Annotated in this window: 12 protein-coding genes and 2 tRNA genes; 3 read left to right on the top strand and 11 right to left on the bottom strand. The window is 70.1% G+C overall.

The window, feature by feature from the left end:
- Positions 1–17 precede the first annotated feature (17 nt).
- Complete coding sequence (locus JOF37_RS13015; RefSeq protein ID WP_210007202.1) at positions 18–2,066, bottom strand: ABC transporter ATP-binding protein; 2,049 nt, start codon at positions 2,064–2,066, stop codon at positions 18–20.
- Entirely contained in the window at positions 2,063–3,790 is a 1,728-nt protein-coding gene (locus JOF37_RS13010; RefSeq protein ID WP_210007201.1) for an ABC transporter ATP-binding protein, read from the bottom strand. Before JOF37_RS13010 ends, JOF37_RS13015 begins: the two co-directional genes overlap by 4 nt.
- Positions 3,791–3,929: 139 nt before the next feature.
- On the opposite strand from JOF37_RS13010, the gene JOF37_RS13005 reads away from it, so the two are divergent.
- On the top strand, positions 3,930–4,625 hold the full coding sequence (locus tag JOF37_RS13005; protein ID WP_210007200.1) for a GTP pyrophosphokinase: 696 nt from the start codon (positions 3,930–3,932) through the stop codon (positions 4,623–4,625).
- 30 nt (positions 4,626–4,655) lie between these two features.
- Here JOF37_RS13005 and JOF37_RS13000 read toward each other — a convergent pair whose 3' ends face one another.
- The 6 genes from JOF37_RS13000 to JOF37_RS12975 form a co-directional block, all read right to left on the bottom strand.
- On the bottom strand, positions 4,656–5,078 hold the full coding sequence (locus JOF37_RS13000) for an organic hydroperoxide resistance protein (RefSeq protein WP_210007199.1): 423 nt from the start codon (positions 5,076–5,078) through the stop codon (positions 4,656–4,658).
- On the bottom strand, positions 5,075–5,560 hold the full coding sequence (locus tag JOF37_RS12995; protein WP_245338167.1) for a MarR family winged helix-turn-helix transcriptional regulator: 486 nt from the start codon (positions 5,558–5,560) through the stop codon (positions 5,075–5,077). Before JOF37_RS12995 ends, JOF37_RS13000 begins: the two co-directional genes overlap by 4 nt.
- A 93-nt stretch (positions 5,561–5,653) precedes the next feature.
- Entirely contained in the window at positions 5,654–6,550 is an 897-nt protein-coding gene (locus JOF37_RS12990) for an SDR family oxidoreductase (RefSeq protein WP_210007198.1), read from the bottom strand.
- Between the two features lie 44 nt (positions 6,551–6,594).
- Positions 6,595–7,497, bottom strand: coding sequence for an SMP-30/gluconolactonase/LRE family protein (locus JOF37_RS12985; RefSeq protein ID WP_271175089.1), 903 nt, complete (start codon positions 7,495–7,497; stop codon positions 6,595–6,597).
- Positions 7,487–9,274, bottom strand: a complete 1,788-nt coding sequence (locus JOF37_RS12980) for a glycoside hydrolase family 15 protein (RefSeq protein WP_210007197.1) — start codon at positions 9,272–9,274, stop codon at positions 7,487–7,489. Before JOF37_RS12980 ends, JOF37_RS12985 begins: the two co-directional genes overlap by 11 nt.
- Positions 9,271–9,630 (bottom strand): sugar ABC transporter ATPase, encoded by a 360-nt coding sequence (locus JOF37_RS12975; protein WP_210007196.1) that lies wholly within the window; start codon positions 9,628–9,630, stop codon positions 9,271–9,273. Before JOF37_RS12975 ends, JOF37_RS12980 begins: the two co-directional genes overlap by 4 nt.
- A 266-nt stretch (positions 9,631–9,896) precedes the next feature.
- On the opposite strand from JOF37_RS12975, the gene JOF37_RS12970 reads away from it, so the two are divergent.
- Together JOF37_RS12970 and JOF37_RS12965 are read left to right on the top strand one after the other, a co-directional pair.
- Complete coding sequence (locus JOF37_RS12970) at positions 9,897–10,832, top strand: DUF368 domain-containing protein (protein ID WP_271175088.1); 936 nt, start codon at positions 9,897–9,899, stop codon at positions 10,830–10,832.
- 63 nt (positions 10,833–10,895) lie between these two features.
- Positions 10,896–12,215 (top strand): cytochrome P450, encoded by a 1,320-nt coding sequence (locus JOF37_RS12965; RefSeq protein ID WP_210007195.1) that lies wholly within the window; start codon positions 10,896–10,898, stop codon positions 12,213–12,215.
- A gap of 528 nt (positions 12,216–12,743) precedes the next feature.
- Here JOF37_RS12965 and JOF37_RS12960 read toward each other — a convergent pair.
- The 3 genes from JOF37_RS12960 to JOF37_RS12950 all read right to left on the bottom strand — a co-directional run bounded on the left by JOF37_RS12960 (position 12,744) and on the right by JOF37_RS12950 (position 14,297).
- A tRNA-Met gene (locus JOF37_RS12960) sits at positions 12,744–12,817 on the bottom strand.
- A 34-nt stretch (positions 12,818–12,851) separates the two neighbouring features.
- Positions 12,852–12,923: transfer RNA gene (locus tag JOF37_RS12955), tRNA-Thr, on the bottom strand.
- Positions 12,924–12,986: 63 nt separating this feature from the next.
- Positions 12,987–14,297 carry a peptidoglycan DD-metalloendopeptidase family protein gene (locus JOF37_RS12950; RefSeq protein ID WP_245338166.1) on the bottom strand — a complete coding sequence of 437 codons (1,311 nt, stop codon included), beginning with the start codon at positions 14,295–14,297 and terminating at the stop codon, positions 12,987–12,989.
- Positions 14,298–14,340: the final 43 nt, after the last annotated feature.

Here is a 14,340-nt window from a genome sequence, read left to right as displayed (position 1 = left end):
CGTGCCGCCACCTCACCCTATCCGTCGGCCGGGATCGCGTCGGCGGCATCCGCTGCGGACTCGACGGGGCCCTCCGACTCGGAGGCCGCCCGTTCGAACTGCGACCGGTAGAGCCGCCAATACGCACCCTGCGCCGCGATCAGCTCATCGTGCGTGCCCTTCTCGACGATGTCGCCGTGCTCCATCACGAGGATGAGGTCGGCGTCGCGGATCGTCGACAGCCGGTGCGCGATGACGAACGAGGTGCGTCCTTCGCGCAGCGCCGACATCGCCTGCTGCAGCAGAAGCTCGGTACGGGTGTCCACCGAGCTGGTCGCCTCGTCGAGGATGAGCACGGCCGGCTGAGCGACGAAGGCCCGGGCGATCGTGATGAGCTGCTTCTCCCCCGCCGAGACGTTGGCCGCGTCCTCATCGAGCACCGTGTCGTAGCCGTCGGGGAGCGAGTGCACGAAGCGATCGACCCGCGTCGCGACGGCGGCATCCACGATCTCCTCATCGGTCGCGCTCTCGCGACCGTATCGGATGTTCTCGCGGATCGTGCCGGCGAACAGCCACGGGTCCTGCAGCACCATGCCGGTGCGCGAACGGACGTCGTCGCGGGAGAGCTCGGAGATGTCCTGGCCGTCGAGCAGGATGCGTCCGCCGTCGAGCTCGTAGAAGCGCATGAGCAGGTTGACGAGGGTCGTCTTGCCCGCACCCGTCGGTCCGACGATCGCCACCGTCTGTCCGGGCTCGACGCGGAACGAGAGGTCTCGGATCAGCGGCTTGTCGGGCGAGTAGGCGAAGCGCACGTGGTCGAACTCGATCACGCCGCGCCCACCCGAGGCCACCTGAGCCTCGGGGTCGTCGGGGTCCTGCTCGTCCTCGTCGAGCAGCTGGAACACCCGCTCCGCCGAGGCGGTGCCCGACTGCACGACGGCCGCCATGCCGCCGAGCTCGGAGAGGGGCTGGGTGAACTGCTGCGAGTACTGGATGAAGGCCTGCACATCGCCCAGACGCAGCTGACCGGAAGCGACCATCAGGCCGCCGAGGACGGCGATGCCGACATACGAGAGGTTCCCGATGAACATCATCCCGGGCATGATCAGGCCCGACAGGAACTGCGCCTTGAAGGCCGCTTCGAACAGCTCGTCGTTCTCGGCCTCGAACTTCTCGCGCGCGTCGCGCTCGCGCCCGTAGACCCGCACGAGGGCGTGCCCCGAGAAGGACTCCTCGACGCGGGCGTTGAGACGGCCGACCTTGCGCCACTGCGTGGCGAACGCCTTCTGCGACCGCGGCCCGATGACGCCGAAGATGACCGCCATGAGCGGCAGCGACACGAGCGCGACGAGGGCGAGCTGCCACGAGATGGAGAACATCATGAACAGCACGCCGACGACGGTCAGCACACTGGTGAGGGCTGTCGAGAGCGACTGCTGCATCGTCTGGGTGATGTTGTCGATGTCGTTGGTCACCCGCGAGATCAGTTCGCCGCGCTGCACGCGGTCGAAGTACGACAGCGGCAGGCGGTTGATCTTCGCCTCGACCGACTCGCGCAAGCGCCACATCGTGCGCACCATGATGATGTTGATCACGAAGCCCTGCAGCCAGGTGAGCACCGCCGAGCCGACGTAGATCGCCAGGACGGCCACCACGACCCACTTGAGTCGGTCGAAATCGACGCCGGCGCCGACCTGGAAGTTCTGCATCGCGCCGACGATGTTGGCGATGTCGGTCTGCCCGACGGCGTTGAGGGCCGCGACGACATCCTCCTGGCTCGTCCCGGCCGGGAACTGCTCGCCGAGGTTCTTGGACACGACCCCCTCGAAGATGAGGTTGGTCGCGTCGCCGAGCACGCGCGGCGCGAGGACTGCGAGCAGCACGCCGAGGGCACCGAGCACCGTCATCAGTGCGAACACCGCGGCGTAGGGCCGCAGCAGGCCGATCATGCGCAGGAAGCTCGGTCCGAACTTCTCGGCCTTGCCCGGCGCAACGCTGTCCCAGTCGCCGGAGTTCTGCCGCGCCTGCTCCGCGAGCTCGAGCTCGAGCTTCTCTTCGTCGGTCAGGTTCTGTTCCGTCGCGCTCACGCGTCCACTCCCAGCTGCGACTGCACGATCTCGCGATATGTGTCGTTGGACTGCAACAGCTCCGCGTGGGTGCCGAGGCCCGCCATCCTGCCGTCGTCCAGGACCAGGATGCGGTCGGCGCCGGTGACCGTCGAGATGCGCTGGGCGACGACGATCTTGGTCACGTCGGGCAGTTCGCGCCAGAGCGCCTCGCGCAGGCGTGCGTCGGTGGCGAGGTCGAGCGCCGAGAACGAGTCGTCGAACACGAGGACGTCGGGGCGCCGGACGATCGCTCGTGCGATCGCGAGCCGCTGCCGCTGACCGCCCGACACGTTCGTGCCGCCCTGGGCGATCCGCGCGTCGAGCCCGCCTTCCATCTCGGCGACGAAGTCCCGGGCCTGAGCGATCTCGAGAGCGCGCCACAGCTCGTCGTCGGTCGCGTCCTCGCGGCCGAAGCGGAGGTTGGACGCGACCGTCCCCGTGAACAGGAACGCCCGCTGCGGGACGTAGCCGATGCCCGCCCACAGCTGGTCGAGGTCGGCTCGCCGGACGTCGACGCCCGCGACGCGCACCGCGCCGCCGGTGACGTCGAACAGCCGCGGGATGAGAGAGACGAGCGTCGTCTTGCCCGACCCGGTCGAGCCGACGACGGCGACCGTCTCGCCCGGCGCCGCCCGGAACGAGATGCCCTGGAGCACGGCGGAGTCGGCGCCGGGGTAGGTGAACGAGACGTCGTCGAAGACGATCGCGCCGGGGTCGGTGAACGTCGTCACCGGCTCGGCCGGGCGCTCGAGCGCGTCGTGCGACGCGAGCACCTCGCCGATGCGGTCGGCGGAGACGGCTGCGCGCGGGATCATGATCGTCATGAAGGTGGCCATCAGGACGCCCATGAGGATCTGGCCGACGTACTGCATGAAGGCGAAGAGGGTGCCGATCTGCACGTTGCCCTGATCGACCTGGATGCCGCCGAACCAGATGACCCCGACGACGGTCACGTTCAGCACGAGCATCGCGAGCGGGAACATCAGGACGAATAGCGAGCCGACCTTGCGCCCGACGATCATGATGTCGGTGTTGGCGCCGCGGAAGCGCTCCTCTTCGATGCGCTCGCGCACGAAGGCGCGGACGACCCGGACACCGGTCAGCTGTTCGCGCATGATGCGGTTGACGTTGTCGAGACGCGTCTGGAACTGCCGGAACAGGGGCACCATGCGGCTGATGATGACGCCCGCGATCACGAGCAGCAGCGGCACCGAGACGCCGATGAGCCAGCTGAGTCCGACATCCTGCTGCAGCGCCATGATGATGCCGCCGATGGCGAGCATGGGCGCGGTGACGAGCATCGTCGCCCCCATCATCGCGAGCATCTGCACCTGCTGGACGTCGTTGGTGTTGCGCGTGATCAGGGTTCCCGGCCCGAACCGCGAGACCTCGCGCTCTGAGAAGCCGCTGACCTTCTGGAACACGTCGCGGCGGATGTCGCGACCGGCCGCCATCGCGGCGCGGGCGGCGCACAGGGTGGCGATGACGGCGGCGACGATCTGGCCGAGGGCGATGAGGAGCATGATCGCGCCGCGCGACCAGATGTAGGCCGTGTCGCCGCGGGCGACGCCGTTGTCGATGATGTCGGCGTTCAGCCGCGGCAGGTAGAGGGACGCCATGGCCGAGGCGAACTGGAAGACCAGCACGCCCAGGAGCAGCAGCCGATAGGTGCGCAGATAGCGGATCAGGAGCTTGCCGAGCATGGGTTCTCCCTGGGCGAAGCGGGTCGGACGGTTCATGCTAACGCCGGGCTCCGACACGCACGGGGTCGAGGTTGCGCCCCCGGCGAACGGCGAGCGCGCTCACAGCGACCGCTGACCCGATGTCGCTACCGTCTCACTCATGACGACCGGCAGCGCCGTTCCCCCGCTCTCCGTCACCGACGGGCTGCAGAACTTCTCACCGCAGGAGCTGCGCAGCCTCCGGGACGAGTTCCAGCAGTTCCTGCTCGAGTACCGGTTCGGCATGCAGGAGATCGAGACCAAGCTGCAGATCCTGCGCGATGAGTTCCAACAGCTGCACGACTACAACCCGATCGAGCACCTCTCGAGCCGGCTGAAGTCGCCCGACAGCATCGTCGAGAAGGTGGTGCGCAAGGGCGTCGAGCCGGAGTTCTCGGCGATCCGCGAGAGCATCACCGACATCGCGGGTGTGCGGGTGACGTGCAGCTTCACGCAGGACGCCTACCGCCTGTTCGACCTGCTCACCGCCCAGGACGACGTCGAGGTCCTGCTCGTGAAGGACTACATCGCCGAGCCGAAGCCCAACGGCTACAAGAGTCTGCACGCGATCGTGCAGGTGCCGGTCTTCCTCTCGACGGGCCGGCTCATGGTGCCCGTCGAGGTCCAGTTCCGCACCATCGCGATGGACTTCTGGGCGAGCCTCGAGCACAAGATCTACTACAAGTTCGCCTCGAACGTGCCGGCGGAACTGCTCACGGAGCTCAAGGATGCCGCGCAGACGGCGTCCGAGCTCGACGCGAAGATGGAGCGGCTGCACCGCGAGGTGCGCCAGCGTCCCCGCATCGTGCGCATCTGAGCGCTCGACACGGGGACGAGGGCTCGGGGCTCAGTCCTCGGAGACCGTGATCTCGACGGGGATGTTGCCGCGGGTCGCGTTGGAGTACGGGCACACCTGGTGAGCGGCATCCGCCAGCTCCTGGGCGACGTCGCGGTCGACGCCCGGCAGGACGACCTCGAGAACGACCGAGAGCGAGAAGCCGCCGGCATCCGTGGGGTGGATCTGCACCTGGCCGCCGACGGCGGAGTCGGTGACGTCGACCTTCTTCGTGCGCGCGACCATCTGCAGTGCGGAGTGGAAGCAGGCGGCGTACCCGGCCGCGAACAGCTGCTCGGGGTTCGAGCCGTTGCCCGATCCGCCCATCTCCTTCGGGACGGCCATGTCGAGGTCGACGCGGCCGTCGGTGCTGCGGACGTGGCCGTTGCGGCCGGCTCCGGTCGACAGGGCTTCGGCGGTGTAGAGGGCGCTCATGCGTGCTCCTTCTTCTTCTCGGGGGTGGACCGGGCGGCGGGTGCCGTCCGCGCGTCGGCGGCGGTGTCGCGCATGCCGTCGGCGAGATCGGTGAGTGCGGCGATCAGTTCGCGCGCGCCATCGAGGGTGACTCCCATGCCGGATGCGATGCAGGTCGGCACGTGCGCCAGGTCGGCGCGCAGCTGTCGCCCGCGGTCGGTGAGCGACACGGTGACGACGCGCTCGTCGTCGGCGGTGCGGGTCCGTTCGACGAGACCGTCGCGGTCCATGCGCCGCAGCAGCGGCGACAGCGTGCCCGAGTCGAGGTCGAGCGCGTCACCGAGGTCGCGCACGCTGCGGCCGTCGCGGCTCCACAGCAGCACGAGCACGAGGTACTGCGGATAGGTCAGCCCGTGCGGCTCGAGCAGCGCGGCGTAGGCCTTCGTCGTGGCACGCGACGCCGCGTACAGCGAGAAGCACACCATGTGCTGCGTGGGTTCCATGCTTCGACCGTACACGATTAGGTTGTGCACAATCAATCGCGTCGAGGAACGCCCCCGGAGCGCGGCGCGCGGCTCCGGGGGCGTTCGTCGGCGTCAGGGCGTGGGCATGCCGCCGTTGACGTTGAGCGTCTCACCGGCGACGTAGCTCGACTCGGGCGACGCGAGGAACACGTATGCCGGCGCGAGCTCCGCGGGCTGGCCCATGCGTCCGAGCGGGGTCTCCTCGCCGAAGCTCGCGATCTTCTCCTGCGGCTGGCCGTCGCTCGGCTGCAGCGGCGTCCAGATGGGGCCGGGGGCGACCGCGTTGACACGGATGCCCTGCGGCGCCAGCTGCTGCGCGAGGGCCTTGGTGAAGGTGTTGATCGTGGCCTTCGTCGAGGCGTAGTCCACGAGCGTCTCGGACGGCGAGTAAGCCTGGATCGACGTGGTGTTGATGATCGACGCGCCCGCGGGCAGGTGCGGCAGCGCCGCCTTGGTGATCCAGAACATCGCGTAGACGTTCGTCTTGAACGTGTCGTCGAACTGCTCGTCGGTCAGGTCGGCGAGCGACTCCTGGAAGATCTGCTTGCCGCCGTTGTTCACCAGGATGTCGATGCCGCCGAGCGCCGACACGGTGTCGGCCACGAGCGACCGGCAGTACTCGGGGTCGCGCAGGTCGCCCGGAAGCTGAGCCACCGTGACACCCGCTTCCTTCAGGATCCCGGCGATGCGCTGGGCGTCCTCCTCCTCCTGGGGCAGGTACGAGATGGCGACATCGGCGCCTTCGCGCGCGAACGCGATGGCCGTGGCCGCACCGATGCCGGAGTCGCCGCCGGTGATGAGGGCCTTGCGCCCCGTGAGCCGGCCGCTGCCGCGGTAGCTCTCCTCACCGAGGTCGGCCTTCGGCGTGAGGTCGGCGTCGAGGCCGGGCTCCTCCATGTGCTGCTTCTCGGGCTCGATGTCCGAGTACAGCTCGGCGGGGTTGACGAAGGTGTACTGATCGCGGGACATGGTGTCTCCTTCCGTTGGTCTTCCTGGGGGTGGTCGTGCGCGGCTCAGTCGGTGGGCGACTGGCCGAAAGTGTGGACGCCGCGTCCGGCGACGCCGAGCGAGAGCCGGAAGATCCCCCCCGAGAGCGGATGCTGCTGCAGCTGCTCCTCGGTCAGGTTCTCCCGCGCCGAGCCGACGAGGAGGACGTCGTGCTGCGGCCCGACGAATGCGACGGACGTGAGGTTGGGTGCGGGCAGCGCGATCTCGCCGACGAGGTCGCCCGCGGCATCCCATCGTCCGATCGTTCCCTCGCCGTAGAAGGCCGAGACGAACGATCCGTCGTCGGCACGCGTGAGCCCGTCGCTCGGCCGGCCGACGAGGAACGGCTCGAGCTCGCCGAGATCGCCCTCGGCCCCGTAGGAGCCGCGGTAGACCGTCGACGTCGCGGTGTCGGTGACGTACATGGTCCGCGCATCGTCGGACCATTCCATCCCGTTCGCGACGCCGAACCCGCCGACGAGCGCGCGCACGTCTCCCGCGATCCCCACCGACCACACGGTCGCGTCGGGGTCGTCGGTGGTCAGCTCCATGCCGCCGACGATCAGCCGCCCGAAGGGGTCGACCTTGCCCTCGTTCAGCCGCATGCCGTCGTGACGATGGTGCAGCGGCGCGAGCTCGCGCTCGAGGCGCCCGTCGGCGTCGAGCAGGACGACGCGGTCCTTCAGCGCCGCGACGTACCCCCCGCCGCGGGCGGGCTGCACCGCCGAGACAGGCGGCGGCAGCTCGACGACCCGGTCGTCGCTGCCGTCCACCGCGCCATCGAGCCGGCCGCGGTGCAGCAGGCCGGCGGTGATGTCGACCCAGACCACTTCGTCGGTGCGCTCGTCCCACCAGATACTCTCGACGAGCACAGCGCGCGTGTCGCGGAACACCGTCACGTTCTCATCGGTCACGTTGTCATCGGTCACGGAGAGCCTCCTCGGGGACGACGTCTCGGATGGTCAGCACGGTCGCGATGAACGCGAGGTGACTCAGCGCCTGCGGCGTGTTGCCCCAGGCGGTGCCGTCCTCGGCGTCGATCATCTCGGCGTAGATGCCGACGTCGTTGGCCGAGGCGACGAGCTGGTCGACGAGCTCCAGCGCCTCGTCGTGGCGGCCGACGCACGCGAGGGCCTCGGCGCGCCAGAAGGCGCACGCCACGAACGTCTTCTCCTCGCGATCGACCCCGCTGTAGCGGTAGAGCAGGGGCCCCGCGCCGAGCAAGGCGGTGAGGGCGTCGATCGTCGACGACATCCGCTCGCCGCGGTCGAATCCGGTGGGAGCATGCAGCAGCACGGACGCGTCGAGCTCGTCCGATCCGGCGTAGAAGACGTAGGCGGCGCGCTCGTCGGACCAGCAGTTCTCGTCGATCCAGAGCCGGATGCGCTCGCGCTCGGCCTTCCAGCGCTCGGCGCTGCCGGGGATCGCTCCCGACTCGGCGAGCGCGACGGCATCGTCGAGCGCCTTCCAGCACCCCATCTTCGACGACGTGTAGTGCCGCTGCTCGGGGAGCTCCCACATGCCCGAGTCGGGGTTGCGCCACAGATCGCACGTGCGATCGGCGAGCCCGGCGAGCATCCGTCCCGTGCCGATGTCGAGGACGTTGCCGGCATCGACGTAGGTGCGGCAGATCGCCATCAGGTCGCCGTAGACACCCAGCTGCAGCTGTTGCCGCGCGGGGTTCCCCGTCACGACGGGAGGGATGCCGCGCCACCCCGGCACGGGATGCTCGCGGGCATCCGGGACGAGGCCGCCGTCGAGGGTGTACATGACGTGCAGCTCGGGGCCGTGCTCGCGGATCGTGCGCAGCATCCACGACAGCGCGGCATGCGTCTCTTCGCGCAGGCCGAAACGGACGAGGGCATGAGCGGTGTAGGCGAGGTCGCGCACCCAGGCGAAGCGGTAGTCCCAGTTCTTGCCGCCCTCGGGGTTCTCGGGCAGCGAGGTCGTCGCTGCGGCAGCGATCGCGCCGGTCGGACTGAAGATCAGGAGCTTCAGCGCCAGAGCGCTGCGCTGGATGCGCTCGGCCCACGGCCCCTCGTACGAGAACACCTCGGACCAGTGGCGCCAGTTGTCGATCGTGCGGTCGATGCCGATGTCGACCTTGTGCGGATCGGGCAGGTGCAACGGCTCGTCGTGCGTCGCGGCCAGGGCGATGAGGTGACGCGACCCCGGCTGCGTCGTGAACGAGCCCGTCAGGCGGGGGCCGCGGGTGCCGTCGGGATCGGGCTCGTCGGGACCGTGGTCGAAGCCCACCACGACGAACGCCGTCTTGCCGCTGCGGACGACGTCGCCGTGCTGCGTGCGCTCGACCCACGGCGCCGCCGTGGTCAGCGACGTGCCCGGATGGATGCGCCACGCCATCTCGACCTCGCCGTCGAGACCATCGATGCGGCGGGCGAGCTCGGCCCACGGCATCCGTCCGGCCACGCCCGACACCATGGCGTCGGTGACCCGCACCGATCCGGCCGCGGTGGTGAATGTCGTCTCGAGGACGTTGGTGTCGGGCACGTAGCGGCGCGTCGTCTCGAACTGCTCGACCGGCGCGAGCTCGAGGCAGCCGCCGGTGTCGCGATCGAGCAGGCGCGCGAAGATCGGAGTGTTCGTCAGCTCCGGCAGCGGCAGCCAGTCGACGCTGCCGTCGAGTCCGATCAGCGCGACGGTGCGACCGTCGCCGATCGGCGCGTAGGTCTCGATCCCGGTCACAGATCCTCGTCGGACAGGTCGCCCTCGCCGTCCTCGCCGAGCTCCGCCACGATCGGGTCATCGCCCTGGGACTCGGGCTGCAGACCGCTCGAGGGCTGGTCGGTGGCCGGGATCTCGTCGGTGTCGTCGACGAGGTGCGCCGGGTCGTCGCCCGTCGCGGTCGCGACGTCGAGGTCGGCCGGGTCGACGCCCGCGTCGAGCGCCTCATCGATCGCGTCGGTGCGGTCCCATTCCTGCTGGGCCGGGTCGAGCGACGGGTCGGCCTCGCTGGTCGCATCGCCGTCGCGCAAGGGCTGGATGCCGGCATCCTCGGCTGCGGCGGGACGGGCGAGGTCGTCGTTGAATGCGTTGGACATGACTCCACCCTCGGCGGCGCCGTCGATTCCGTCGAGCCACTTGCGAGTGCTCGGAACGCACGGTAACGCGAGCGTGAGTGCCCGCCAGACCCTCACCTGACAGGTCCCGCCCCCTCGCCGCACCCGGAGGGGGCACCAACTGCCAACCAACCCACCCCAGCCCGACTCGAGCGCGTCTGGCCCCGGGTGAACGCCCGCTCTCGGGGTTCACCCGGGTGGAGGTCGGTAGCGTGAATCACTCCGTTCGCTTCACTCGGAGGTCACCCGTGCCTTTCGCCCGCATGCTGCTCGACACCGGTCGCGGCGCCCTCATCGGCACCGTCGAGATCATCCCCGGGGTGAGCGGCGGCACGGTCGCGCTGATCGTCGGTGTCTACGAGACGCTCATCGACTCGGCGGGGCACCTCGCGCGCGGCGTCGCCGCGACGGTCGCCGACGGTGTGCGGGGACGCGGACTCGCGCGAGCCCGCCGCGAGCTGAGCGCCGTCCGCTGGTCGGTGGTGCTGCCGGTCGGCATCGGGATGATCGTCGCGGTGCTCGTCGCCTCGGCCGTGCTGGCCCCGCTCATCGAGGCCGAGCCCGTCGCGTCGCGCGCGCTGTTCGCCGGCCTCATCCTCGCGTCGCTCGTCGTGCCCATTCGCATGGTGGGCGGTCGCTGGCGTCCGCGGGAGTACGGCGTGGCCGCGCTCGGCGCGATCGCCGGCCTCGCACTGACGAGCCTGCCGCAGGTCGATCCCCTCGAGCCGCCGCTGCCGGTGGTCGCACTCGCGGCCGCCTTCGCCGTCTGCGCGCTCGTCGTCCCCGGAGTCTCGGGATCGTTCGTGCTGCTCGCCGTCGGCATGTACGCGCCGACTCTCGCCGCCGTCAACGACCGCGACCTCGCGTACCTCGGCGTGTTCGTCCTGGGCGCGATGATCGGGCTGGGGCTCTTCGTCTCGGTACTGCAGTGGCTGCTGACGCACCGCCGGCGCGTCGTGCTCGCGGCGATGACGGGCCTGATGATCGGATCGCTGCGCGCCCTCTGGCCGTGGCAGGAAGGCGGCAGCATCCAGGCTCCCGGCCCCGATCTCGTGCCCGCGCTGCTCCTCGTGGCGCTCGGCGCCGCGGTCGTCGGCGGGGTGCTGCTGGCGGAGTCCATCGTCCTCAAGCGCGCCGCGCGGCGGTGGGATGCCGGTGCCCTCGACCCGGCCGACAACGGCTAGCACACGCCGCATCGATCCGCCTCCCCCTCGGCCCCGGTGCAGCCCCGTGCGACCGTAGAGGGCATGACGTCCTCGATCACCGCTGCCGCCCGCACGCTACGAGACGACTCGCCCAAGATCCTGCTGCGCGGCTATGGCTTCGGGGAACGCATCTGGAAGCGCGTGCGCCCGGGCGCCCGATCGGCCCCGATGGGACTTCTCGGCGACCCGACGATTTTCGTCCGAGGCGCGGAGGGCGTGGAGCTGTTCTACGACGAGAGTCGCATCCGTCGACACGGCGCCATGCCCGGGATCGTGCAGGAGACGCTGTTCGGTCACGGCTCGGTGCACAGCCTCGACGGCGACGAGCACCGTCACCGCAAGGCGACGTTCCTCGATGTCGCATACGAGGATGCGCAGGTCGAGCGCCTGCGTCCGCTGCTCGAGCACGAGTGGCAGGTCGAGCTCGACGCCTGGGGCGCGGGCGGCGAGCGGTCGGCCTACGACGCGGCCGTCGGCGCCTTCGGTCGAGCCGTCATGCGCTGGGCGGGGCTGCCCGGGACCGCGGACGCGAAGACCCGCTGGGCGGCGCGTCTGGCGCAGATCGTGAACGGCTTCGGCGTGCCCTACTCCCCCGAGTACGCGCTCGCATGGCTGAACCGGAGCTGGTCGGACCGGCACGCTCAGCACCTCATCGAGGCTGTCCGCGACGGCGACCTCGACCCCGCCGACGGCACCGCGCTGAAGGAATGGGCGTGGCACCGCGACCGCGGAGGCGTGCTGCTGTCGGCGCGACTGGCCGGCATCGAGCTGCAGAACAGCATGCGCCCGATGATCGCCGTCGCGCGGTTCGTCGCGTTCGCGGCGAAGGAGCTGCACGATCGACCCGAGTGGCGCGAGCGCATCGCAGCCGAGACCGCCGATCGCGGGACGCTCGTCGACGGGCCGCTCGCCGTGGCTTTCGCCCAGGAGATCCGCCGGACGGCACCGTTCGTCCCGATGCTGCCGGGCCGCGCCGTGGCCGATGTGGAACTCGACGGGCAGACCGTCGCAGCCGGCGGTCGCGTCGTGCTCGACATCCTCGGCACGAATACGGACGACGCGTCCTGGCAGCACGCGGAGTCGTTCGATCCCGAGCGGTTCGTCGGCGTCGACGACTACGAGGCGCTGCCCGCCTTCATCCCCCACGGCGGCGCCGATCCGGCCACGGGGCACCGCTGCCCCGGCGAGAAGCTCGCGATCGCGGGCCTGGCGACGGCGATCGCCGCACTGAGCACTCCGGGTGTCACGATCCTCGGCGAGGGCCTCGACGTGAACCGCCGTCGCCTTCCGACCAAGCCCGCCTCGGGTGGGCGCGTGCGCGGCACCGGTGAGGGTGGGCGCTGTCCTTTCCACCGTCGCTGACCCCGCGCCGATCCGTCGCGAGCGGCCGTCTTGTCCCCCGAAGTACCGACTCGACGGGGGTGGCGAAAGCCCGTAGCGTCGAAGCCAGCAGTCGACGATCTCCCCCGGATCGCAGAACGCCCCGCATCCCCGGATGTCGGGGCGTTCCTGTTGTGGGGGCATGACGGATGCCGCACCGCGGCGTCATCCGTTCGGATGAAATCCCGGCGGCGTTTTGGGCCTCGTCGGTCGCTCTCCCATCGCGTCCAACGCCACGGTACTGCCTACGGACCAGGCATTTTGTTGTCACCCCGCCGCCCAACGCCCTCAACGGCGCGTCGTGCCACGAGCGGCACAATGATCGCGTCGGGTGCGCACCAGCGCTGCTGGGGAGCAGGGCGGGCCTGCTCGACCCGCGGCCGCGAGTGAGATCGTCCTCGTCTCGCGCCCGACATGCGCCCGGGGCTCTGGAGGGGCCCCGGGCGCCTCTTTGCCCGGAACACACTCCGCAAACGACAAACCCCCGGCGGAACCGGGGGTTTGCTTCTGTAGCGGGAGCGGGGCTTGAACCCGCGACCTCACGATTATGAGTCGTGCGCTCTCACCAACTGAGCTACCCCGCCACACGGCATCCGGCGTGAGCCGAGAGATGCTGCGAGCCCCGAGTCAGGATTGAACTGACGACCCCTTCCTTACCATGGAAGTGCTCTGCCACTGAGCTATCGGGGCGTGCTGCCCGCAAGCGGGCAACTAGAAGAGGATACCATCTCGGCGACCTCTGATCGAATCAGGTCAGCTGCCGGTGTGCTCCTGCAGCCAAGCGATGGGATCGACCTGCGTGGTTCCGCCCAGCAGCACCTCGAGGTGGAGGTGCGCGCCGGTCGACTTGCCGGTGCTGCCGACCTTGCCGATGACCTGCCCGGGCTCGACCGTCTGGCCGACCTTCACCTTGAGCGAGCCGTACTGCATGTGCCCGTACCGGGTCGAGACGAGCTCGCCGTTGATGGTGTGGTCGATGACGACGGTCACGCCGTAGTCGCCGCCGGCCTCGGTCGCGATGCGGACGGTTCCGCCGGCGACGGCGTGGATGTCGGCACCGGCACCCGGGGTCAGGTCGACGCCGCGGTGGGGGCGCGAGAACTCCGACAGGTATGACACCGACCCGAAGGCGGCCGAGATCGGAACGCCGACCGGGAAGGGCCACTGGATCTCGGCGTTCGGGTCGTTGACCCACGTGCCGGCGAAGTTGGTCACGCCGGAATCGGCGGCGATCTCCGACACCGAGGTGACGTCGAACGCGTCGCTGCGATCGAAGGTCACGCCCGTGGCCGAGGAGGAGACGAAAGCCTGGATCTCTTCGGGCTCGACGCTTGCGGCGGGACGAGCCGTCTCGGCCGTGATGTCGTGGCCGGTGTCGCCGGACGCGAAGACCACGGCGGCCGGGCTCGTCAGCCCCACCGCGAGCAGGCCGACAGCGGCGACGGCCGTCATCGAGACGGATGCCGCGGCCATGCGCTTGCCCACGTTGCGCAGTCGCCGGCGGGGGGTCGCGACCTCGCGCGCCTCCTGCTCGACGATGGCCTCGGCGGCGACCTGGACCGGCGTCTGCGCCGTGAAGGAGAACAGTCGCGCGGCGAACTCGAACTCGTCGACGACGCGGTCGTCGGGCAGCGGAGCGGCCGGCGGGATGCCGGACTCGTCGGCGGCATCCGCGTGCGGCTCGTCGGACTCGACCGCGGCCGGACCGAAGCACTCGCCCGGGGCGGACGCCGCTTCGGCGGTCTGCGCACGCTCGCGGCGGCGGCGAGACGGGGTCACGAGCTGAGGACCGGCGTGGGCGTCACTGTCGACGACCGTCAGAACCAGCTCTTCTTCGACGACCTCCGCGGCGGGAGCGGCAGGCTCGGGGTGGGGCTCGGGCTCGACGGGCTCGGTGTTCGCCACCTCCGCCGCGGGGGCGGCGGCGACCTTCGCGGCCAGCTCGGCCTCGGCCATCAGCCGACGCCACTGCGCTCGGGTGAGGCCGTTCGGCGCTCCGAGGGAGGGTTCCCCGGTCGAGGGACGCGAAGTCGCGGCCTCGGTGGGAGCGGTCTCAGAAGTCAAATCGCAGGCTCTCGGAAATAGCGCGCGCTCGAAGCACGACGGA

Origin of the sequence: Microbacterium imperiale (genome assembly GCF_017876655.1) — a bacterium.
GTDB lineage: Bacteria > Actinomycetota > Actinomycetes > Actinomycetales > Microbacteriaceae > Microbacterium > Microbacterium imperiale.
The sequence above is the reverse complement of the archived record's forward strand: the minus strand, read 5'-3'. Positions and strand labels throughout refer to the sequence as shown.